Origin of the sequence: Paraliobacillus zengyii (assembly GCF_003268595.1) — a bacterium.
Classification (GTDB): domain Bacteria; phylum Bacillota; class Bacilli; order Bacillales; family Amphibacillaceae; genus Paraliobacillus_A; species Paraliobacillus_A zengyii.
The window spans coordinates 537,306-560,926 of sequence record NZ_CP029797.1 but is presented as its reverse complement, the minus strand read 5'-3'; the positions used below and the strand labels follow the sequence as shown (position 1 = coordinate 560,926).

Here is a 23,621-nt window from a genome sequence, read left to right as displayed (position 1 = left end):
ATTTAATCGTACAATTATATGTTCCAAAATAGAAAGACAATGGGATAGTTGCCTTTTTAGGATTTATTTCATCAAACAAAAAAAGTCATCCTATTATATAGAATGACTTTCTCATTTATGTCTACTACTAATTATTTAACTCCAGGAAACCATCCAGGGACAGAAGTAATCACATTCCAAAAACTATCTGGTATATCCAATGAATCCTTCGCATTTAAATCTAATGTTGTTTGAATTGTAGCTTCTTTTCCATTTTGAATCTTTTGGATCCAATCGGGATCAATAACTATTTCTCTTCCCAAAGCTAAAAATTCAATGCCAGTTTTCATAGCTTCTGCTGCATCATCTGCACTATAAATAGATCCAACTCCAATTAACGGCAATCGTTTATTAATTGTTTGAAGCAAAAGCTCTATGCGTGTTTTCGTTTGATCCGCTTCTCTTCTTGCTTTAGACCAAAAGTCTTGCAAGGAAACATGCAGATAATCAAGCCCTTTATCTGCCAGTACATCAACCAACTGGAGCGTTTCACCCATAGAGATTCCAGGTGTTTCTGGTTCTTCTGGTGAAAAGCGATAACCAACGATAAACGGTTCTTTCGCCTGTTCTTTAACAACTTGCTGCACTCGTTCAATAACTGTTAGCGGGAATGTCATCCGCTTTGCTAGATTTCCTCCGTATTGATCATCTCTACGATTGGAATGTGGAGAAAAGAATTGTTGAATAAGGTAGCCATTCGCTCCATGGATTTCTACTCCATCAAAGCCAGCCTCTATCGCACGACGTGTCGCTTGACCAAATGCTTCAATAATAGCCTCAATCTCTGTCGTCGTTAGTTCTCTCGGTACTATCGGAGTTCCACCACGCTCGGCAGGAATATTACTAGGAGCTACAACATCTCCTTCTGGTACAAGATCTCGTGGTGCTAATCTACCAGCATGAAAGATCTGTAAAATAGCCTTTGCACCTTCGTTTTTAATTCCATCTGCTAGCTTTTTTAAACTAGGAATTAATTCATCACGGTCACAACCAATTTCTCCGGGAAATCCTTTTCCACCAGGTGAGATATTTGCAACTGCTGAAATTACTGCACCAACACCCATAGAGCGACGGGCATAATAAGACACTTCATCCAATTTAACAGAACCATCTACGTTAGAAGAATAATTTGTCATCGGCGCCATCATTATTCTATTTCTAATTTCAATACCACTTGGTAATTTATAAGGCTCAAATAGAGCTGCATATTTATTATTCATTATTTTCCTCCATTGCTAATTTACAAATTTGCATCCTTTTATTTACTATGAAATTTACTATAGCATTATAAAAAAAAGATGAAAAGGAAATAGACTTGTGGATTTCGCGTTCGAACTATATACATTTAACGATTTTTTTGTATTTGTACTAACTCACTGTATATTTTGGAACGCGCTTAATTTGTATTATCTAATTCGTTTACATTTATCTCGTTGCACATAAGTCTCCTAAAAAAAACAGTCTTTTTTTATAATTATTTATCCTATATCTTATACACTAAGAAGATTTTTTAATTCATATCTTGATAGAAAGGTTGTTTTTCATGAAAATTGATTTACCGAATTTACCAAATGAGTTACCCTTTAAAAATTTTAGTGATATTTTATATGAGGAAGAACCAGAATTAGAACTATGTGAAATTAATGATTCTATTTTTGAAAATGAAGTCTTAACTAGAAGTCGCTTATATAAAATGATCATTAAAAATTGCAGGTTTAATAATACAGATTTTTCTAATATTGATATAACCGATGTTTCTTTTGAAAACTGTGATTTTTCTAATACTACTATGAGGAAGTCTTCTATACACAGATCAGTTTTTAATAATTGTAAACTAATTGGTGCTGATTTCACAGAATCTAAACTTGGAAATGTTGCGTTTACTAATTCATTACTAAACTTGGCATCATTCGGGAGTTCAAAACTTGAAAAGGTTAAATTTCATGATAATTCATTAGAGAGTTCCGATTTTTATGATTGTAACCTAAAAAAAATAGACTTTAAATCATGCAACATTAATGATGTTAGCTTTGAAAAGACATCACTAAAAGGACTAGACCTTAGCACTTCTACTTTTGAATCACTTACTCTATCATTATCAGATTTAAAAGGTTGCAAAGTTTCCACTCACCAAGCAATTCAATTTGCTGCTTTGTTGGGCGTAATAATTGTTGAATAGTTATTGTTTGATAGGCTTTTTCGTTTTTAATTTCAAATTGAACAAATTTTTCTGTAAATATGATAATCATTCGCAAGAAAAAGAAAAAGCACAATTTAGCTATCAAAGCTAGTTGTGCCTTTTTTGATAACCTCTATCCCTCTGATAAAGTCCTTCTCAATACACTACATTAGTTCATTATTAGCAAAAGTCCTGTTACTGCGTATGAATTCCATAAAATATGAAAAAGGATCGGTACAACTAATGACTTTGTTAACTTATACAAAAGAACAAAAGCAAGACCCATTATGGTAGCAGATAACACGTGACCAGTATGAAGCAAACCAAATACTAACGAGGACACGATAACACCCACTATGAAGTGAAATTTTTTATCTAGAAATCCATGGAGGAAACCTCTATATATTATCTCCTCTTTGATTGGAGTAATAACAGTAAAAGCTAAATATAAGAGTACCGTATTCCACCACTGAAATGATATGTTATTAAGTCCAAAAGTATCTATCTGATCAGTTGCGTCTTCTAAATGTAGCACATCTATGAAGAGATATTGGCTTCCATAAACTACAATGAGTGCCGCAACCAAGTATAAGTAGGTTTTTCCCTGCTTCAAAGGACTGAATGAAAATTTACCTTTCAGAAAAATTCGTGCACTTTTAAATATTAGAAGGGCAATGACAAACGACGCAGCGTCTAAGTATAATAACCAATGACCTGATAGTACTTGATCGAGCAGATTACTGTTATTTACTGTATCAATAATTACAATTGGAATAGCTATAACTATTCCTAGAACAAAACTAGCTCCTAAATAAGTTAAAAAGAAAAGAACAATTTCCTTCCAACCAAATTGATAATTATTTTGTGGATTTGCATTCTCAAGATCATTTCTCTCACCCTCTAACTCTTTCTTATCTAATTCAAATTCATTTTCTTCCAAATTGATCACCACTTTCTCTTTAATAAATAATAATTTCACTATAACTAAGAAGTAAAAATTCATATAAGTTGGTGCCTTCTTAACTTAATGGTATCCTTGAATTATACTTTATACAAGTTCAATTTTTGAGGAGGTAATAAAATGAATCAGAAAACTTATCCACGTGCATTTTCTCATATTGGCATTTCTGTTCCAGATGTTAACAAAGCAGTTGAATTTTACAAAGAGGTGATGGGGTGGTATGTAATCATGGAACCTTCTGATGTAGTTGAAGACAACAGTCCAGTTGGTATCATGTGTAAAGATGTCTTTGGTCCTGGCTGGGGGAAGTTTCGTATTGCACATCTCTCAACCTCTGATGGTGTAGGAATTGAGTTATTTGAATTCAAAAATAACGAAAAGCCAGAGAATAACTTTGAATATTGGAAAACAGGTCTTTTTCATTATTGTGTTCAAGATCCTGATCTAGAAGGCCTTGTAGAAAAAATTAAAGAATATGGTGGCAAACAGCGTATGCCAGTCAGAGAATATTATCCAGGAGAGAAGCCTTATCGAATGGTGTACTGCGAAGATCCATTTGGAAACCTCGTTGAAATTTATAGCCATAGCTATGAATTAACTTATTCTTTAGGAGCTTATTAACGTAAAATTAATAGTAAAAATGAACACAAGCTTCCACTTTACAATAAAAGTGGAAGCTTGTTCGTTTATCTAGCCACACATTCTCAATAGCTAAAGAAATTATAATTTTTGAATTCTACATTAAATTCGCTTTAGTGGATATAGTGAACTCTCTTTCCAAGAAATATCCTTGCTATAAACAGGGTAACAATATATGGTTAACTTGTGGTTTTTTATGTATAATGAGAATGAATATCATGTACTATTTAAATACACTATACGAGGAGATAATAATTTATGAAACAAATGAATAATTATATTGATTCCTTATTCACCAATCAAGACGATCTTTTAGAAGATGTTATTTCATCCATAAAGGAAAATGGTATGCCTTCTATATCGGTTTCTCCATCATCTGGAAAACTCCTCACCATGCTAATATCCATTTCCGGGTCAAAAAACGTCTTAGAAATAGGGGCACTTGGAGGATTTAGTGGAATTTGTCTTGCAAGGGGTTTTGGTAAAGAGGGAAAATTAACTTCGCTAGAATTAGAGGAAAAGTTTGCACAACTTGCACATAGTAACCTATTTAAAGCTGGCTTTGGAAATCAGGTTTCTTATTTAACTGGACTAGCTATAGATAGCCTCGAAAAATTAGTTACAGATCAAAAGAAATTTGATTTTTTCTTTATCGATGCTGACAAACTAAATTATGAGAATTACCTTAATTACTCTATTAAATTGGCAGAACCCGGTGCTCTAATTGTAGCCGATAATGTGCTTGCTGGAGGTAGTGTGATGGACCCGGAAACAAAATCTAAACGTTATACTGAATTCATGAGAGAATTTAATAATACGGTAGCTAATCACCCTCTATTAGAATCTATACTTATACCAATTGGTGATGGGATGACCGTCTCCAGAGTAAAAAAATAAAAAGTGTTACGTTTTTATTAAAGTGGAAGAAGTCTGAAAGTCTAAAAACAATTTAAATTAATTTGTAAAAAGAAAAACTTGTTACCATACACGTTTTTCTTTTTACATATAATTTATTATAGTAAAGTTTTTTAAGGTTATATAATCTTTCACAAAAAAACTACCAAACACCAGTAAAGTGTGTGGTAGTCCATTAATTATTTTTTTCTGAACTATCTGCATAACAAATCTGATTTCGACCACTTTGTTTGGCTTTATAGAGAGACTTATCAGCCAGATCATACATTTGTTCAGGGCTATTAATATCATTTTCTAAATAAGCAACGCCAATTGATACAGTTATATGAAGAGGGTCAATTTTCTGATCCATGAAGAATTTGCGTTCTTGGATATTTAAATGAAAAGTCTCAATTAACTCTTTAACAGATAATCGATCTTTATTAGTAATCAGAACTGTAAATTCTTCTCCACCATTACGCGATACTACTTCATTTTGAAATGATTTCTTAAGTTCCTCTGCCAATCCCACTAACATTTGGTCGCCAACAAGATGTCCATGCGTATCATTAATCTCTTTAAAATGATCAATATCTATTATAGCAAGAGTTAAATTTCTGGTTGATGTGTTTTGGAACTTTTGAAATAGCTTTAAAATGATCATCTTAAAATAACGAACATTATACAATCCCGTTAAACCATCATTATAAGCTTTACGTTCAAGTTCTCTTTTATTATGATAGGAATTATACATATAGGAGATAAAATAAAAGATTAGTGCGCCTCCAGCAATTTCTATAGTTGCCCGTATTAATGTGAAATACAGATCGGTTTTTTGTGAAATCATTAAATATATTTGGAATATTACATTTAGAAGTAACCATATCTTCCACGGTTTCCAAGATAAAAATCGAAAAGTACCTGCGACAAGAATGGTGAAAAACAACATTTCTATCACATATGGTTCTATAAAAAAGAATGTATCTGGAGCAAGATCGAATTCGTTATGCGTCGGACCCATAAAATTGATACCATTACTATCAGACGATAAATTTAACATGGGATTAAAAGGATTATCTATAACCCTTTCGATAAGGTTTTTAATACTCAATGCTATAAATGTTGCTAGACTACCACCATAGACTCCTGCAATTAAAAATGTTGAACCACCTAAAAATATTGGACCCTGTTCAACAGATATAGCAATTGGAAATTGATAAAATAAAGATTGAATAAGTCCAAATCCTATCCCTAATACAATGTATTTGATGATTTTAGACTTTAAATGTGCGACAAATCTAAAATATAATTGAAAGAAGATAAACAGTGCTAGAAAATTCATCGATATGATTAATATTATTGATTCATACATTTTGTCTATCCTCACAGTTTTATAGTTACTTTTTATAACATTAACAGTATATCACGTTTAGATATTTTTCGACACATTTTTCAATACTGACTACTTTAATAAGTTTATAGCTAGAATTCATTAATTAACAGAACAAATACAGATACCAAGCCTACTTTTCCTATATTTGTTAAAAAGAGAAAGCCTCTATCCTAAGATAATTGCTTTCTCTTATTTACTAATTAACTACTACTGCAAATTTTCAGTAACATTTTATAGTTATTACGTACATCTTTTATTTTACATTTTATAACTTAAATTTTTCAATTAATTGTCTTAAATCATTAGATAGACTATTTAGTTGACTTGCACTAGATGAAACTTGCTCAATGGAATGATTTGTTTGTTGTACTGTTGCAGATGATTGTTCTATACCTGCCGCTGATTCCTCAGATACTGCTGCTATTTCTTCTATAGAGTTATTAATATTATCGCTATTATCTGATATATTATTTAAATTATCGGAAATCTGCTTAATTTCTTTTGTCATTCCTAAAAGCGAATCATTGATTTCTTCAAATGTATTCCCGGTGGTTAAAATTTTACTTCTACCATTCTCTACTTCCTTATATCCATTTTGTAATGATTCAGTTACCACTCCTGTTTCTTGTTGAATATTCGTAACAATTCGTGTAATATCTGCAACAGAAATGGAAACTCGTTCTGCTAATTTTCGCACTTCATCAGCTACAACTGCAAATCCTTTTCCTTGTTCACCTGCACGAGCAGCTTCAATCGCGGCATTCAATGCCAATAAGTTTGTCTGTTCAGCAATATCCTTAATCACACTAACTAGTTGAGATATTTCTTGTGATTGATTATCTAAACCGCTAACTTTTTCCACAGCTTCTTTTACGATGGAATCAATGACACCCATTTGATTTATAGAAGATTCCATTAAATTACTTCCTCGATTGGTTAAATCTATTAGTTGTTGTGAAGATTTATAAGCATTTCCACCACTATTATTTGCTTCTTTTATCTTGTTACTAAAATTAGCCATTGAATGCGATAGATCACTCGTTGTGTTTGCTTGGCTTTCAGCTCCAGAAGCCAATTCATCCATTGTAATAACTATTTGGCTACTTCCATCCTTAACGTTCGTTGAGCTATTCATTAAATCATTACTTTGAGCTGAAAGTGTCTCGGAAACATCATTAATTTGATTTAACATTCCTTTTATACTTTCATTTACTAGATTTGATGCCTTAATTAAGTCACCGATTTCATCCCTAGCATCTGTTTTCAATGGATCACCACTCAAATCACCATTTGACATTAAGTTCATGCGTTCTTTTAACTTAATAATTGGCTTCGAAATAGTATTAGGGATAATAACTGATAGCGCTATAACAATAACCAATATTGCCAAACCTAATACTATAAAACTATTTTTAGTTTCTTCTACGCTATTTAAAGCTATTTGACTACTTACTTCTACTTCTTGTTCTTTGGCTAATGCTAGTTGTCTATAAAATTCAAGAAACTCTTCAAGAAGTGGCTCAATTTCCTCACTTAATATTTGTTGAGCAACTACAGTATCTCCAGTTCTAATAGAAGGAAGGTATTCTTCATCAATTATTTGAAAGCTCTCTTCAAGATTACCAGCTATTTCAAGAGTTTCTGGGTCATCTGTAAGTGATACAACTACGTCTTTTGTTTGTAATGCAGATTGTCTCATACCTGCTAGCTTTTCTGGAATAGTTTCTTCCCCATCAATTAAATAACCTCTTAGCTCATTTTGGACACCGCGAACAATCATCGATACTTTCCACTCCGAAAGCGCCAGTGGAATTTCTTCATTCGCCATCTCCTCTGTTTGTTCTGACATTTCACTAATAGGTTTTACCAAATAAAGACCAAACCCAAAGACTAAAAGAGCAATCAGGAAAAATGAAGCAATTAATTTCGTTTTAATACTTTTAAATTTATACAGTTTTTTCATTTTATTATCTCCATTCACAGAAAATAGTTTTCTTTATCTTTAAAAAAATTGTCCATTTTAATTAATATAATGGAAGAAAAAAACTTAAAGAGATACCTAACTATATTTCTGTTATTTTTATTTACTATCCATAAGATATATATCGACAATATTCGACTTAAATTAAATGCATTATTTACAATCATAAATATTATTTTTTAGATGCATATATTAGAAAGAATATTACATAAGGTTATGGACAAATTACAGACAACCTTTTTAAAAACACGAACAATACCGTAATTTCAAGTGAATACATACTCATTCAAAATTACGGTATTATAAAGTTTAATATTTATTTTTATAGTAGATACCCTTTTAAAATCATGTTGAGATTTTGCGAATAAATGAGTAAGCATAATGTGTCCACCAAAGCAAAAGAATTGCTAGCACTAGATAAATGATTGTATATAGCCAAAAAGGAATTTCAACTACAAGTACTCCAAAGTAGTACAATGGCAAATCAATTCCATAAACCATAATAGGTGCAAGTAAACGCCAATATAGTTTCTTAAAACACAAAATTGCTACAACAAAAATCAGACCTTTCATCAAGCCCATGATCGATAAAATAAAAATGTCATCTCGATATACATTTTCAAAAACTCCTATTTCATAATGCCGAATTGTAGCTACAGACATGATGTACATCACAGTGCCTGCACAAGCCCATCCTTGCATCCACATTGACAAGAAAATTAACCATTTACCTCGCTGAAGAATGCGTAACCAGAGCTTCGTTAATGAACAAAAAGTTAATACGGAAATTAAAGTATATTCATATCTCCACCAATTTGTATGATAAATATTTAGCCATTCAAATAGCCATTCAACACCTACCAATGTTAAAGCAAAAAGAACACACCAGCGTACTCGAAGTTGATAAACGGCAGCCACTAAACCTAAACTGGGTATAATAAAAAAATTCGAAACAATTGCGCCTAGTGCATGATCGTAGTATTCTACAGACAGCACTTCAGGATTATAGACGTAACTATTTCCGATAATCATAACAAAGATCTCCGCTACATATACCATTCCAGAAAAACTCAAGAACAGTACAATAAATCCAAATTGTTTTTTATGAATGATTACTACGCTTAATAATATGAGGCTAATAATGATAAGGATAAAATAAGGAACGTAATTAGGCATTATATGGCTCCCTTTTTTTCCATTATCATTCCCCAGTGATCATTCCCATATTCAATAAAGAGTCGATGGTTCTAGAAGCTATATAAAATGTTGGGTCCTTCCACGTATTCGTTCTAATTCAAATTATTAAAAGGCACATTTCTTTAAATGAAATGTGCCTTTTATGTTATAAATATTGAATTATTATTACCTTATCTTTTTACTCTTTAACTTGTTCAAATAACCAGTCACGTACGGCTTCTAGGTTATAAGCATAATCAAAAGAATACATATGCTCGCTTGTACCAACTTCTACCCCTTCTGGTAGGACTGTTCCTAATTCAAAAGTTGCGAAGTTAATATCATTTCCTTCTGATAGAATACTCTCAATAGCAGCTGTAGATTCTTCAGCTGACCACGTAGCATCCAAAGTTGCTGTACTTATTGATGCTCCAGCGTTTTCTAAAGTAGTCAGAAGCTCTTCCTGTCCAGCAGATGCTTTTTCATCTCCTTCTGCAGCAATATAGAAGAAGTTTTGACTTGCTAACGGTTCAAGTGTGGTTACATCCCATTGACCAGATATAAAGAGTTCTCCAGCAAATAAATCGGGATATTCTGCACTTAAATACATTAATGTCATACAGCCCATGGATTGACCTGTCGCATATAGACGATCTTCATCAATACTATAACTTGATATTACAGAGTCTAACAATCTTTTTGTCATTTCAACATAGTCCGTCGTAGTATAACTACCATGGTCATCTATAATAGTTTCAGGATAGCTAGGCACCAGTACAAAGCTTTCATGTTTAGCCTGTTCTTCTTCAGTTGCCCAAATTAATCCACCATATCCTTGCGTTAATGACGCAGTTGCATCATCTCCAACGACACTAGAATCCGCAATAAACGTTACTAATGGATATGATTGGGATGCATCATAATTTTCAGGTGTATATAAATTATAGGTTAATGTTTCACCTGTTTCAGGATCAGTAAACTCAAGTTGCTCAAATTCTCCTTCTACTTCGGAAATCATGTCTTGAAGTAACGTATCACTACTTTTATCTACAGCTCCTCCTGCCATCATACCTTCTGGTGCTCCTTCAGGCATCTCACCCTCAGGCGGTGTGGTTTCAGTTGTTTCTTCCGTTGTTTCTTCCGTTGTACTAGTACTTGTTTCCTCTTCTTCAGTGCTAGAGCAAGCACTTAATATAATACATAGTGTTCCAGTTAGCATAAGACTTTTTAAAAATTTGTTTTTCATTTTTATTCCTCCATTTTTTTTAGAAAACATATATAGTCGAACATTACTTTAAACGCTCGTGTCAATTAGTTTTCAATTAATGTAATTAACTATATTTAGAATATAATTTAAATACCTTAAATTAACCTTAAAGGTGATAAAAGATTATAAGGGTTATCAAATAAAGAACGATTAGCCATTATAATTATGTATTTGCAAGAGAAAAACACAGAAGATTGCTATGAAATACCATGATTTTACTGCACATAATTTGATGAACATAAACGATTACATGATAAAGCTTGCATGTGCAAAAAAAAAACTTAATTTTATTTTTCTAAATGATATTAGGAAGTGAAGGAGCGTATGTTAAAAAGACTAAAGTAGCTAACTACTAACATTGGGAAACTATTACGGAGTAGAAGAGATTTTGAAAAGGTTTGGGATCAGAATCACACATCCACGGAGCAAAAGTACAGATAATTTTATCAAATGGTGGGGAACGAATTCGTTCAATGCTAGTGATACAATATATGTAAAATCTGAATTATAAAATTAGTAATCTATAAAGCAATGATAACTTCATAATCAAGTTATCATTGCTTATAATCATTAATTAAACCCTACAAGTTTCTGTGATAGTTTATATGCTTCCACCGAAATCTTACGTCCAGCAGGTCCTGGCAAATTAATTAAGCTTCCCATTATTCCGAATTTCAAGCTATGGTATAACTCGTTATCATTCTTTTTAATATATCTCCATAATTCTCTTTTTTTCTTGATATTTTCAACAGTCCCTGAACGAATTAGTAAAATTGCAGATACTACTGTAACGATTTCTAAATGCCTAAGCATATATTGGTACAGATTTTGATTCTTGATCAACTCCAGGTTAGCTTGTTCGATCATAAGTTTGTTAACTTTTATCTGTTGATCAATTCGTTTGATCATTATTTTTTCATGAACAGATTGGTCTTCTCGTCCAATAAAATACCGATAAAAATCTACATTAACATAATAGATATTGTTAACAAATTTTAATGGAGTAAAAACATATAAATTATCCACATAAAATGTGTGTTTAGGAAGCTTTAACTCACAATCTAGTAACAATTGTGTCCGATAGATAACAGAATGCATTAAAATATACTGACCTTTTCGAAAATGTTTAATATCATCCCAAGAGAAGACCATATTCTGGGGAAGTACGTTGTCATATTTCATAATCTTCTTATATTTAGCACCCTCTTTCTCATATACAAAGTTACTAATAATCAGGTCTACTAAATTATCATCAATTAAACATTTTAACACTTTCAATATTTTCATGTACGCTCTGATATCAACCCAGTCGTCACTATCTACTATCTTAAAATATCTGCCTGATGCATTTCGAATCCCTGTATTTACAGCTTCACCGTGACCGCCATTTTCCTGATGTATGGATTTAATGATAGTAGGATACTTTTTTGCATATTCATCGGCAATTTCAGCTGATCTATCAACAGATCCATCATTCACTATTAGTAACTCAACGTCTTCCCCTCCTGGTAATAGGGACTCTATGCAATATCTCATATAATCTTGTGAATTATAACAAGGTATAACTACTGATAATAATTTCATATTCACACTACCTTTTTATAACTTTTTTTCAGTCAATACTCTTAGCTTATCTCGAATTCATTCTTAAACACTAAAATTCGACTACAATTAAATTGTGCCGAATTTTAGTGTTTACTTATCTATAAACTCAACTTAAATAGCTTCATTACTTTCAATCACTCGTTTTTGTTTTTTCCTACGATTAATTACAAAGCCTGTTATTAAACCCAAAATAATAACAATATCAACAATGATTTGTACTTTTTTCCATGTTGCCATTTCATAGGAAATTGTAGTTCCAGGAATAATACCATTCATTGTATTACTATTAGCAACAGCATATAATATTCTGTGCGCTGATTTCCTTAAATCATTAACTGCTGTTACACTTTCCGTATCCTCAATCGTTTTGTTTGATGCAAATGTAATGTTGTAATCTGTTCCAGCAGCAATTCCTTGATTTACATACATATAATCATATAAATTAAAGTCACTAACAGCAACACCCTCAAATCCCCACTCATCACGTAGAACAGTCTGCATTAGTGCATGACTTCCACCAGCCCATGTAGAACCAACTCGGTTAAATGAGCTCATAATAGCTGTTGCAGCATTCATTTCTTTCTCATCTAAAACACCGTCATCATCAGCATGATACTCTAATGTCGTTTTTGAATTTTTAACTACCATCTCAAATGGTTTTAAATAGATTTCACGTATTGCTTGTTCGTTCGCCCATGTACTTACGCCATTATTTACTCGATTCGTTTCTTGATCATTTAATGCATAGTGTTTAATAAATGTAGTCAGACCTTTACTAGAAGTACCTTCAACAACAGCTTGCGCTATTTTCCCTGATAGTAATGGGTCCTCTGAATAATACTCAAAGTTTCTTCCAGCAAACTGATTACGGTGTAAGTTCAACCCTGGTGCATACCACCCGTTAACTCCAAGAGAAATTGCTTCATTACCGATCATTTGTCCCATTTGATAAAGTAAATCAGTATTAAATGTCGATGCCATAACCACTTCAGAAGTATATGCTGTACCATGTATATCACCCATGAATGCTGAGATACCTGCTGGACCATCAAGATCTACAGTAGCTGGCTTCCCGATGCTTTCAATAGGTTTTGTGTTATATGCACCATCCATTATTACAGATACAATATCTTCTGTCTTTACTTGGTCTAGAAGTAAGTCCCAAGCTGGATCGTCAAACGGTACACCACGTAAATTAATCAGTTGTAATCCATTTTCTGTATCCGCTGTTGGCATTTCTTCATCTAGATCTACATGCTCTGCAGCAACATATGGTTGGAAACCTTCAATTATTTGTTCGTCCGCCTTCATATCTTCTTCTGTAGGTGCTGTAGGGAAGGTTGTTGCTAAATCATTACGTGACATATTGAGAATTTTACCTTCTTCAGCGGTGTCAGTAAAAAGTCTATTTACATCATCAAATTGATTCGTAACTGCTACCACATCTGACGTACGTGTATTACTTTCATCATAAATATGTGTGTTATCTACTGTATAGACAATCGGTTCAATACCTTCTTTTAATTCATGCGAGTTGTTTTGAATAAGAATTTCATACTCACCTTCATCTAAAACATAGGATTTATTATCTTCATAATCATATGAAGCCATATCTTCTACTGCAATTATTACTGAAACAATTTCAGATTCTCCTGGAGCAAGTAATGATGTTTTTGCAAAGTCTCCTAATACCACTTCTGATTTTTCTATCCCACCTTCATAATATGGTGCTGAATAGTAAAGTTGAACAACTTCCTTACCAGAATAAGTATCACCTGTATTTGTAACTTCGACATCTACTGTTATCTCTCCATCTACATCCCCTAATTGTTGATCAACAACTTCCCAATCAAAAGTTGTGTAACTTAAACCATGACCGAAAGGATAGACAACAGCTTCATCATAGTCGATAAATCCTTCTTCTGCAGCTGTCTCATAGTAACGATACCCAATATAGACACCTTCTTCGTATTGGACAAAGAATGCATCTCCACTTGCATTTCTATCACTAATATTTGAATATTGATATGAACCAAAGTTCACAAATGTTGGATCTTTAGTGAAATCAGCAGGATAAATATCTGCCGTTTTACCGGACGGATTAACTGATCCATTTAAAATATTACCTAAAGCATTGAAACCAGTTTGCCCAGGTGAACCTACCCAAACAATAGCATCCACACCTTCATCTTCTTCTAAATCACCCATTTCCAGTGCAGCACTTGAATTAACTACCACAATAACATTTTCAAAGTTTTCCTTTGCTAATTCAATTGTCTCTCTTTCATCATAATTGAGCTCTAGCTGGTGTTGTCCTTCTTCATAATTTTTATCCCAACCCGCCATATCTGTGGTTAAGTCCCCTCCTTCGCCTCCACCACGACCGATAGATACAATTGCAGCATCAGAATAATTAGTAAAACTATCAATAGCTTCCTGTGTATAATTATCTACTGGCATTTCACCAATATAATAGGAAGAATCCTCTGGCCTATCCATGATAATATCAGCCTTTGGATTGTTGTACACACGCTTTTCGCTACCAGTACTGGTTAGCTCTGTTTCAAAACCTGCATATTCTTCTAAGACAGAATACACTTCTTCATTAATTTCAAATCCTGTATTCAATAAGCCTGTTTTCATGTCAACTACTGTGTCTAAAGATACTGATCCTGATCCAGAACCACCATATACAGGATCAGCTGAATTTCGCCCCAACAAAGTAACTTTTGATTGTTCTGCCATCGGTAAGACACCGTTATTCTTCATTAGGACAAAGCCTTCATTCGAAATCTCTTCTATCATTTCTTCAGAAGCACTAATTACCTCCTCTTCATTCTCATAATCTAAAGGATAATATTGGCTTTCCCATCCATTTGTTCCTTCAGCTTCATTGATTATAACGTCACCTCGACCTAAGTATAGGTTAGCGTGTGCCTCAAACACTTGAAGCAATAAATTTGCAGCAATTACTATTATAATAAAAACAGATAATAAAACCTTTCTAATTATTTTCCTTTTTTTCTTTATTGTCGGTTGTTGATTTTTTGAATTCATAAAAAAACCTTCCTTCTTTTATAATACTTTAGATATATTCATAAAAAAGAATAGCTATTTGTTTATGAAATTTGAGCATCTTCTTCGGGAACTTTCTTCATCACAATAAATTTTAGTACTGGATATATAATAATCACCTGTACCATGATGTTGATAGCGTTAGTAATATTAGTACCCCAGAAAGAGCCTACAACGCTTGATATTGGTCCTAAGACAAGTGTTGGTATATACAGACAAATGATATAAACAACAATAACTGTAAATAAATAGATAGGTATTGCTGCACCCAATTTATTATTAGAATTAAAAACCAGTTTACGTTGAACGACAAAATTCACACCTTGTGCAACAAAAAAACTAATTAAGAAAGAATAGAATGCTCCTAATCCACCATTTTCTGAGGTATAATTAAAAATCCAAAAGTTAAAATCTGTAGATGTCATAGATTTAAAGATTAAAGTCATACTAATGTTGAGAACTACGAAATTTGTAATTGTAGCAATATTACTTAATAGATTAAACATAATAAATTCATATAATTGTGCATGTTTTTCTCTAAAGTTACTTATCTGAGTAATAATAATTAACCTCTCCTTCCTAACCAAATCCAGGATTTTATCAGCCTGCTTGTTCCTTTGAAAAAATGGCCATTTACAATAGTTACAATATTTCCGACCATTTCCATAGAAACAGTACCTCCACTCATTTTAGCAATTGCCCTGAATGGCATATTTGTTAAGAAAAGGATATTTAAATTAGGTTTACCTTTCTTAAAAGAGCGCTTTCTTAGTGTAAGAAGAATTTTGATTGCCAGTCTTGCTAACCTGCTTTTAGCGTATGTCATCTGAGTAAGAGAGTCATTTAATCCTAGCGGTTTTGTTCGATCCCAATCGGCATCGGGAAGTTTATGTCCTAATAGGCCTTCAAACTCTTCGTTAGTAATCTGCTGAACATCACCACTGAAATATCTTTTAGATATATTTGTGTCTCTAATAACCTCCACACCTTTTACATATAATGTTCCCGATAACCTTATATCTCGTGAAGATGCTCCAATCATAATTTCATAATCTCCATCTTCTACTTGGAATTTCATTGTATTAATATCAAAGTACCTAAACGATTTGTCATCAAATTCAATAACTACTTCTTTAGATTCACCAGGTTCTAAATAAACTTTTTTAAAACCTTTTAATTCCTTAAGTGGGCGATAGATTGCTTTTGACTTCTTTCCTACATATAACTGTGAAATCTCACTGCCTTGCATATCACCTGTGTTCAAAATAGTAAATCTAACACTATTAGAATCAATCTTTATATCTGAATATTCGAATGAAGTATAGCTAAGTCCATAACCAAATGGATAGCGTACATCAACAGCATTTGTATCAAAATATCTGTATCCTACATATAGCCCTTCTCTATATTCACTTGTTTTTTCTAGACCTGGATAATAGTTGTAATTACTCAAATCCTTATATTCATATGGGTAAGATTCACTTAATTTACCACTTGGGTTAACTTTACCTACCATGACATTAAGTATTGCTTTTGCACCTGCCTGGCCGGGTAAATACCCATGAACAATAGCATCACAACGATCATTCCATCGCATATCTATTGGTGCGCCACAGCTAAGTACAATTACAATTGGTTGCGGCAACTTAGCTAACGCTTCAATTAGTTGAACTTGATTTTCAGGAATTTTCATATGCTCCCTGTCATAACCTTCTACTTCATTAACATCATCTAAACCGATATAAAGTAAAATCACATCAGATTTTTCAGCCAAATTTACTGCATCATTAATTTTATTAGAATCTGCTCTACCAATACGATCATAACCTTGGACATAACCAATATAGTCTAATTCATAATCAGAGATTACTTCGATAGTGCTTTCTAATTTATATGAATTCACTAAACTAGAACCAGCTCCTTGATATCGAGGAGTTTCTGCAAAATCTCCAATAACTGAAATTTTTGTATGCGATTTCAAAGGAAGCGTGTCATTATTTTTTAGTAGAACAATAGATTCCTCTGCAGCTTTCCTTGCAAGTTCGTGATGTTCTTCATAATTCACTTGATGTTCCCCTTGAATTTGAACACTGAATAATACATCAAGATACTCTTCAACACGTTTATCTACAAGTGATTCAGTAATTACACCTTTTTTTATAGCTTCAAGTAACTGATAATCACTGTCACCTCCGGTTGTTGGCATTTCTAAGTGATTTCCATTTTTAACTCCTTCAACATGATCATTGCTTCCACCCCAATCAGAGACTACTATTCCATTAAATCCCCAATCATCAATTAGAGTGTCTCTAAGGAGTTTTTCACTTTCATTAGCATATTCACCATTAACTTTGTTATAGGATGACATAATTGTCTTAGGGTTACTTTCTTTTACTGCAATTTCAAATCCAGTCAAGTAAATTTCTCTTAAAGTCCTTTCATCTACTACTGAATCATTGGTCATACGTAAATACTCTTGATTATTAGCCGCAAAGTGCTTTGGACACGCTGAAACACCTTTACTTTGAATTCCTCTAACATATGCTGCAGCTAATTTACCAGATAGATAAGGGTCCTCACTAAAGTATTCAAAATTTCTTCCACATAAAGGATTCCTTTTAATATTCATACCTGGGCCAAGTAAAACATTGACATTGCTAGCTACGGCCTCTTGACCTAGACCTTGACCAATTCTTTCACATATCTCAACATTCCAACTATTAGCCATTGTTGCTGACGTTGGGAAACACGTTGCTTTCACACCTTCTACTAAACCTAAATGATCGCCATTTTCAGCTTGTTTTCTCACACCATGAGGGCCATCAGCCATTGCCATTGAAGGTATATTTAACCTTTCAATAGAATGAGTCGTCCAAAAGTCTTTTCCTGCCAGCAAAGAAACTTTTTCTTCTATTGTCATTTTCGTAATCAAATCTCTATATTTCATATCATTCAAATGATTATATTGATCAAATATACTTACATTAGATTATAATCATTTTCCCTCCTCACATTACTTATTGTTACTACTTTCTTCTATTGGGATTAATATACATAACCTAAACCAATTGTCTTCTGTATGAATTGTCATTGAACCATCATAGCTTTTAGCAGTGTACTTTAAACTCTTAATTCCATAACCATGGTAGTCTTTATTTTTCTTTGTAGTAGTTAACGTACCTTTTTCAAAATTAAGTTTACTTTCATAGTAATTTTCAAAACGAATTATAAGGAAATTATTCTGGTTAAATACGGCTACTTTAATCAAACGTTTATCTACTTCTTCTATTTGCTTAACACTCTCGATTGCATTATCTAATGCGTTTCCAAAAATAGTACATATGTCCATAATATCTATAAAGTCAATTAAATGTCCGTCAGCAATACACGTCATATTAATTTCATATTCCTTACATAATAATGATTTACTATTTAAAATTGTATCTAATACATGATTGCCTGTTTTATTATAAGTTTCATAGAACATAATCCCTTTTTCTAACTCATCTAGATACTCTGATTTTTTACTTATATCTGTTTCAGCTCTAATTACGGCTATTTGATGCTTTAAATCATGGTACTTTCTATTTACTATCTCAATACTTCCCTTTGACATTTTATACTGCTCATACTGCCTATTTAATATATCTTGGATGGATTTTAACTCATACTTTATCTGTGATTGAAAATGCTGTTCTTTAAGAACAAACAAACCGACTAAAGCAGAAAAATCAACCAAGGTTCTAATATAAAATATTTCCTGAGGTAATCGCCCACTAAAAGGCGTGTTTGTATAAACAAAACTAATGTTACTAACAAGAAATGCACCAGTTGCAATGATAATGGTAGCCCACATTAGTTTACTACTAACATAGAAATGAATATTAGGATGCAAGCTCCTGGATATATAGTGCCAAATTATTATCAATACACCAGCGTATATAGACATTGCAAATAGAATACTTAATAAAAATTCACCACTTTGATTTTCAGCAAATATAAATGTATGAATCTGCCACTCCAAAGACTGAATAAACTCTGCAGTAATAAATGCAAACGCAGCATAATAGGCTGCTGACCTACGATCCCTATTTAATGTAAGGTTGATAAATATATACATGATGAAAGCTGCTCCGAACATACCCACTAACCAAAATTGAACAGGCAAATGATCTGCTATCAAATGGTAAACAATCAAAGTTAATAGTGACAACAACAATATCATTATCCAATACCAGTTCCTTGATGCTTTCCTATTCGGTATAATAAAAACCAGACAAGCACCCCACTCTACTATTGCAGTAAAGATTCTAGGAATATCAGAGATAGTCATTTCGATAATCCCCCTACATAATCTGTAAGTGAGTTAAGGAAATCTTTTTTTCTAGCACGACTAATAGGGATATAGTCATCACCTACAATTGCTTCATTATCTTTTACACCAGTCACATGAAATAAATTAACTAAATAGCCATTATTGCATCTAAAAAATTTGTACATTTTCATTCTGTTCTCCATCTCTTTCATAGTACCAACAAATGAATATTTTTCATTCATCGTGTTAACTATGATACGATGCTTGTAACTTTCTATAAAAAGAATACTTTTCACATCAACCTTAACCATTCCATTGCTGTTAGGAAGCAGAATACTATTATTATTCTTATTCTGCTTTAACCTCTCGATCGAACGATTCATTTCTTGTGAAAATGCAAAATAAGGCACTGGCTTTAAAAGGTAACTCATCGCATCCACCTGATAGCCCTTAATTGCATATTGGGCCATATTAGTTATGAAGATCAATATGACCTCTTGATCCGAATTCCTTATATGTCTAGCTGTTGTCATACCATCCATGAACTTCATCTCTATGTCCAGAAAAATAATTCCATACTTAGGTGTGTAGTCCTTAGTAATTCCATCACCATCCGAAAATATATCAACCTTAAATTCCTCTCCACTTTCAACTGAATACCGCATAATATATCCTTCTAATGTATCCGCATACATCTTTTCATCTTCTACAATAGCAACATGAATCATAAAATCACCTCTAATAGTGAATGTTATGTTATGCAATGGACAACATATTGTCATGAAACAGCTTCAAGATGAGTTAGTATCTATACTATATAACATCGAAAAGCATCATATATACAAATTACACAACCTGTTGTTTTCATGCATAAACTGTAAAATTATATCTTCTGAAGAAGCTAAGAAATAACTAATTATTATATTTCAAGAAATAAAACCACTCTAATATCGGATATATGCTTACCGTATGCTTTCAATGCCTGGTAGGGGATAAATTTAATTTGTGATTATTATGATTTGTCTTTGGAACTCAAATTAAATTCTATGGGGGGCTCTTGTTTTCTAGTATGTGAATCAATTGTTAACCATCACAAGAAACTTCCATTAAATTAACTACCTACATCTTATATTCTCATTCTAAGAAAGAATCCCAAGAGATTTCTCCCTTGGGATTCTATTTACTTTTTTAAAAACTTTCTTCAACTTACGTTCAACTATTTATAACGAGCATTGATATTAATTTCCTGTATTATCAGGGGTAACTAAAGCTGGGATACCATACTGTTCTGTACGCTCATCTTGAATTACACCAGAATAATTTAGTCCGAATGCAAAGTCATAGTTGTTTCCTTCACTATCAACATAAGTTTCCATATCACGTGGTACATCCTCAAATTGTGCTTCTATCGTTTCCATGCTTTCAGGCATTTGTATAGGCAATAAACCAGATGGCTCATAGTTTCCTGAAGCTACTTCCATTAATGCACTATCACTGATACCAAAGCCCATGATTATTGCATCCACTTCATTTTCAAACTCTGAGAGTACCATCGGATTTTCTGCTCTAATAGCTGCAATAACAGGTACATCTTCTGCAACATTAGTTCCTGCAGCTAATATAGAATCTAGATCTGTTGAATTAATAATCATAGCTTCTTTTCCAAAGTATGAGCGATTCTCTTTTTCTTCTACGGTTTGTGCACCATAGGTATCTTCTACTACTTCTTCAACCATATCACCAGATATAGATTCTTTTCGTACAGATTCAGAGTCTGCTGTATATGTTCCATATTGTACTGATAGTGGAATAAATTCACCAGTCTCTTCATTAGTTCCACCTCTAGCATTTACGTTAGATGGACTATCGACAATAGCAAGAGCATAATCAACATCTGCTATCTCTGTGGAGCTTGCTCTAATAATATCGTCAACCGTTACAGTAGGATTTCCTTCTTCATCTTCAGGTCCCGTAAGTTCCTCGCTAACCGTGTCAGTTACTACATTATAGAATTGTTCTGCTTCCTTAATTTCTACTGGTAGTGTCCATGAAGCAGGCGTAACACCACTACGAGATTCAGATGCGGGCCTAAATATCATCGGAATATAGACAGTTGGTTTTTCTGAACCTTCTGCTGCTTGGATAGTATTATTACTGTTTTTTAGCATAACAACAGATTTCAGTTGTGCTTCATATCCCGCTTGAACATATTCGTCATTCGCCACCACTTCTGAAGCTTGCGCAACATCTACATAAGGATTCTCAAATAATCCTGTTCTAAAATAACCTTTTAATAATCTAACTGCAGATTCTTCAAATTGCGCACGCATAACCTCTTCCCCGTGCTCTTCAACACCCATTTGATATGCTTCTAATAAAGGCACTGGATCATTTACTCCACCAAACTGATCCACTCCTAGCATAAGAGCGACATAATGTCTTTCTGCTATAGTTAAATCTTCAACACCGTGTGGTTGACCTTCACCTTCAGGCGGCGGATCTAATACTACACGCCAGTCAGTAGTGATTACACCATCAAAACCATATTTTTCTCTAAGCAGATCCATCTTATAGTCACTAAAAGAAGTACCTTGGAACTCTCCAAGTGAGCCATCCTCACTCCACGCAATTGAATACGATGTCATAATACTACTTGCTGAGCCAGTTTCACCTTCTAAATCAAAACCGCCATCAACGAACGGAATTAAGTGTGTCTCGAATTGTCCACCAGGATAAACTGTATATTCACCAGTTTCTGAATGTGATTCACGTCCACTGTCACCCGCGCCGTCACCAGGCCAGTGTTTTATCATTGCATTTAAACTATTTTCTCCCCATCCTAAATCAGAATCACTTTCATCATAGGTCGATTGGACAGCGTTTACATAAGCTTGAGTTAAATCTCTAGACAATGCAGGATCTTCGCCAAACGTTCCTACAATACGCGACCATCTTGGTTCAGATGATAAATCGATTTGAGGTCCAAGCAGCGTAGTTATACCTAAATGTCGGTATTCTTCTGATACAGTAGCTGCAGACTCGCTAGCAATCGCAGTATCAAAAGTTGCTGCTAAACCAAGGTTAGAGGGCCATACAGATATACCTTCATCTCTTGGATCTGTACTCGTATTAACTGGAACACCAAGACCAATTCCTTCAACATAAGCTTGCATAGCATTATTCCACTTAGCAGTGTCTTCTGCCGATACTGATGGCGCTGCATTTAGAACTGCTCGAAGACCACCATCTAAAAATGTAATTTGTTCTTCTGTTAAGTTCTCACTAAGATCACGTTGGTGTCCACTGTAAAGCATCATCCCTGCTATATCCTCTTCAGGCAACAATGTTGCTAAGTTTTGTGCTCTTACATCTGTTTCTAATCTCCAATCTTCATATGCATCCAACAAGTTGTTTTTGTTCAAATCTTTGAAAGCAAACCCATCAACTTGGATTAGCTCAACACTAGACTCATTAGAACTACCTAGTGTTTCTCCATCTTCATTGGTAACTAATGAATACCCATAAGCTGTTTCTATTTCCTCCCATTTAACATCTCCAGATCCTAATTCTTCAGGTTCTATAGGCTCTATAGGTCCATCAGAATCAGTTTCACCGCCAGTCTCTTCTTGTTCAGATTCAACTTCTTCATTTTCATTGGTAGCGCTATCATTAGTGCATGCAATAAGAACAGTTAATAAAGTAAACATTACTAATAAATAAATTAATCTTTTCATCTTATCTTTCATCTAATAATCTCCCCTTTCCATTTGACTAAATTTAGTATAGCACTGAAGGTAAACACAAAAATTCAAATTACATAAACTGTTGTATAAGTTACATAATTTGAAAGCGCTTTATTTTTAGCTATAGTTTTCTTATAGAAGTCTAAGCTATTTGTTTAGTTGCACTTTAACATTTATCTGTGAAAGGTAATATATATCATTTTATGTTTCTTCTATTCTCTTTATCACATTAAAAGATGAGCGTTACTATTTTTTTATGAAGCTGGTTTATTTCTAAACATGATTTTCAATATCGTTTATAAAACATAAGGATTAATTGAAATTATTTAAAAACATTATAAGACCCCTTTAGAA

Annotated in this window: 16 protein-coding genes; 3 read left to right on the top strand and 13 right to left on the bottom strand. The window is 33.2% G+C overall.

Features of this window, described 5'->3' with window-relative positions; all coding sequences use genetic code 11:
* Positions 1 to 131: 131 nt before the first annotated feature.
* Positions 132 to 1,259 (bottom strand): NADH-dependent flavin oxidoreductase, encoded by a 1,128-nt coding sequence (locus tag DM447_RS02860; RefSeq protein ID WP_112179808.1) that lies wholly within the window; start codon positions 1,257 to 1,259, stop codon positions 132 to 134.
* Positions 1,260 to 1,582: 323 nt separating this feature from the next.
* On the opposite strand from DM447_RS02860, the gene DM447_RS02855 reads away from it, so the two are divergent.
* Complete coding sequence (locus tag DM447_RS02855; RefSeq protein ID WP_112179807.1) at positions 1,583 to 2,218, top strand: pentapeptide repeat-containing protein; 636 nt, start codon at positions 1,583 to 1,585, stop codon at positions 2,216 to 2,218.
* A gap of 169 nt (positions 2,219 to 2,387) precedes the next feature.
* Here DM447_RS02855 and DM447_RS02850 read toward each other — a convergent pair whose 3' ends face one another.
* Entirely contained in the window at positions 2,388 to 3,197 is an 810-nt protein-coding gene (locus tag DM447_RS02850; RefSeq protein WP_241964552.1) for a CPBP family intramembrane glutamic endopeptidase, read from the bottom strand.
* A gap of 102 nt (positions 3,198 to 3,299) precedes the next feature.
* Here DM447_RS02850 and DM447_RS02845 point away from each other — a divergent pair, with 102 nt between their 5' ends.
* Together DM447_RS02845 and DM447_RS02840 are read left to right on the top strand one after the other, a co-directional pair.
* Positions 3,300 to 3,800 carry a lactoylglutathione lyase family protein gene (locus DM447_RS02845; RefSeq protein WP_112179805.1) on the top strand — a complete coding sequence of 167 codons (501 nt, stop codon included), beginning with the start codon at positions 3,300 to 3,302 and terminating at the stop codon, positions 3,798 to 3,800.
* Between the two features lie 276 nt (positions 3,801 to 4,076).
* Positions 4,077 to 4,715 carry an O-methyltransferase gene (locus tag DM447_RS02840; RefSeq protein ID WP_112179804.1) on the top strand — a complete coding sequence of 213 codons (639 nt, stop codon included), beginning with the start codon at positions 4,077 to 4,079 and terminating at the stop codon, positions 4,713 to 4,715.
* Positions 4,716 to 4,908: 193 nt separating this feature from the next.
* Here DM447_RS02840 and DM447_RS02835 read toward each other — a convergent pair whose 3' ends face one another.
* The 11 genes from DM447_RS02835 to DM447_RS02785 form a co-directional block, all read right to left on the bottom strand.
* Positions 4,909 to 6,084, bottom strand: coding sequence for a GGDEF domain-containing protein (locus DM447_RS02835; RefSeq protein WP_112179803.1), 1,176 nt, complete (start codon positions 6,082 to 6,084; stop codon positions 4,909 to 4,911).
* Positions 6,085 to 6,370: 286 nt separating this feature from the next.
* Positions 6,371 to 8,068, bottom strand: a complete 1,698-nt coding sequence (locus DM447_RS02830; protein ID WP_112179802.1) for a methyl-accepting chemotaxis protein — start codon at positions 8,066 to 8,068, stop codon at positions 6,371 to 6,373.
* 363 nt (positions 8,069 to 8,431) lie between these two features.
* Positions 8,432 to 9,262 (bottom strand): hypothetical protein, encoded by an 831-nt coding sequence (locus DM447_RS02825; protein ID WP_112179801.1) that lies wholly within the window; start codon positions 9,260 to 9,262, stop codon positions 8,432 to 8,434.
* A gap of 199 nt (positions 9,263 to 9,461) precedes the next feature.
* Positions 9,462 to 10,508, bottom strand: a complete 1,047-nt coding sequence (locus DM447_RS02820) for a carboxylesterase family protein (protein WP_157967851.1) — start codon at positions 10,506 to 10,508, stop codon at positions 9,462 to 9,464.
* A gap of 591 nt (positions 10,509 to 11,099) precedes the next feature.
* Positions 11,100 to 12,113 (bottom strand): glycosyltransferase family 2 protein, encoded by a 1,014-nt coding sequence (locus tag DM447_RS02815; protein WP_112179799.1) that lies wholly within the window; start codon positions 12,111 to 12,113, stop codon positions 11,100 to 11,102.
* A 132-nt stretch (positions 12,114 to 12,245) separates the two neighbouring features.
* Positions 12,246 to 15,191 (bottom strand): beta-glucosidase, encoded by a 2,946-nt coding sequence (locus DM447_RS02810; protein ID WP_112179798.1) that lies wholly within the window; start codon positions 15,189 to 15,191, stop codon positions 12,246 to 12,248.
* A 62-nt stretch (positions 15,192 to 15,253) separates the two neighbouring features.
* Complete coding sequence (locus tag DM447_RS02805; RefSeq protein ID WP_198663139.1) at positions 15,254 to 15,715, bottom strand: hypothetical protein; 462 nt, start codon at positions 15,713 to 15,715, stop codon at positions 15,254 to 15,256.
* A 59-nt stretch (positions 15,716 to 15,774) separates the two neighbouring features.
* Positions 15,775 to 18,129 carry a glycoside hydrolase family 3 C-terminal domain-containing protein gene (locus DM447_RS02800; RefSeq protein WP_241964551.1) on the bottom strand — a complete coding sequence of 785 codons (2,355 nt, stop codon included), beginning with the start codon at positions 18,127 to 18,129 and terminating at the stop codon, positions 15,775 to 15,777.
* A 93-nt stretch (positions 18,130 to 18,222) separates the two neighbouring features.
* Positions 18,223 to 19,542, bottom strand: a complete 1,320-nt coding sequence (locus tag DM447_RS02795) for an ATP-binding protein (RefSeq protein ID WP_112179796.1) — start codon at positions 19,540 to 19,542, stop codon at positions 18,223 to 18,225.
* A complete protein-coding gene (locus tag DM447_RS02790) occupies positions 19,539 to 20,252 on the bottom strand; it encodes a LytR/AlgR family response regulator transcription factor (RefSeq protein ID WP_112179795.1) in 714 nt (237 codons plus the stop codon). Before DM447_RS02790 ends, DM447_RS02795 begins: the two co-directional genes overlap by 4 nt.
* A 510-nt stretch (positions 20,253 to 20,762) precedes the next feature.
* Positions 20,763 to 23,258: a glycoside hydrolase family 3 protein gene (locus tag DM447_RS02785; protein ID WP_162632548.1), complete on the bottom strand. Its 2,496-nt coding sequence runs from the start codon at positions 23,256 to 23,258 to the stop codon at positions 20,763 to 20,765.
* Positions 23,259 to 23,621 lie beyond the last annotated feature (363 nt).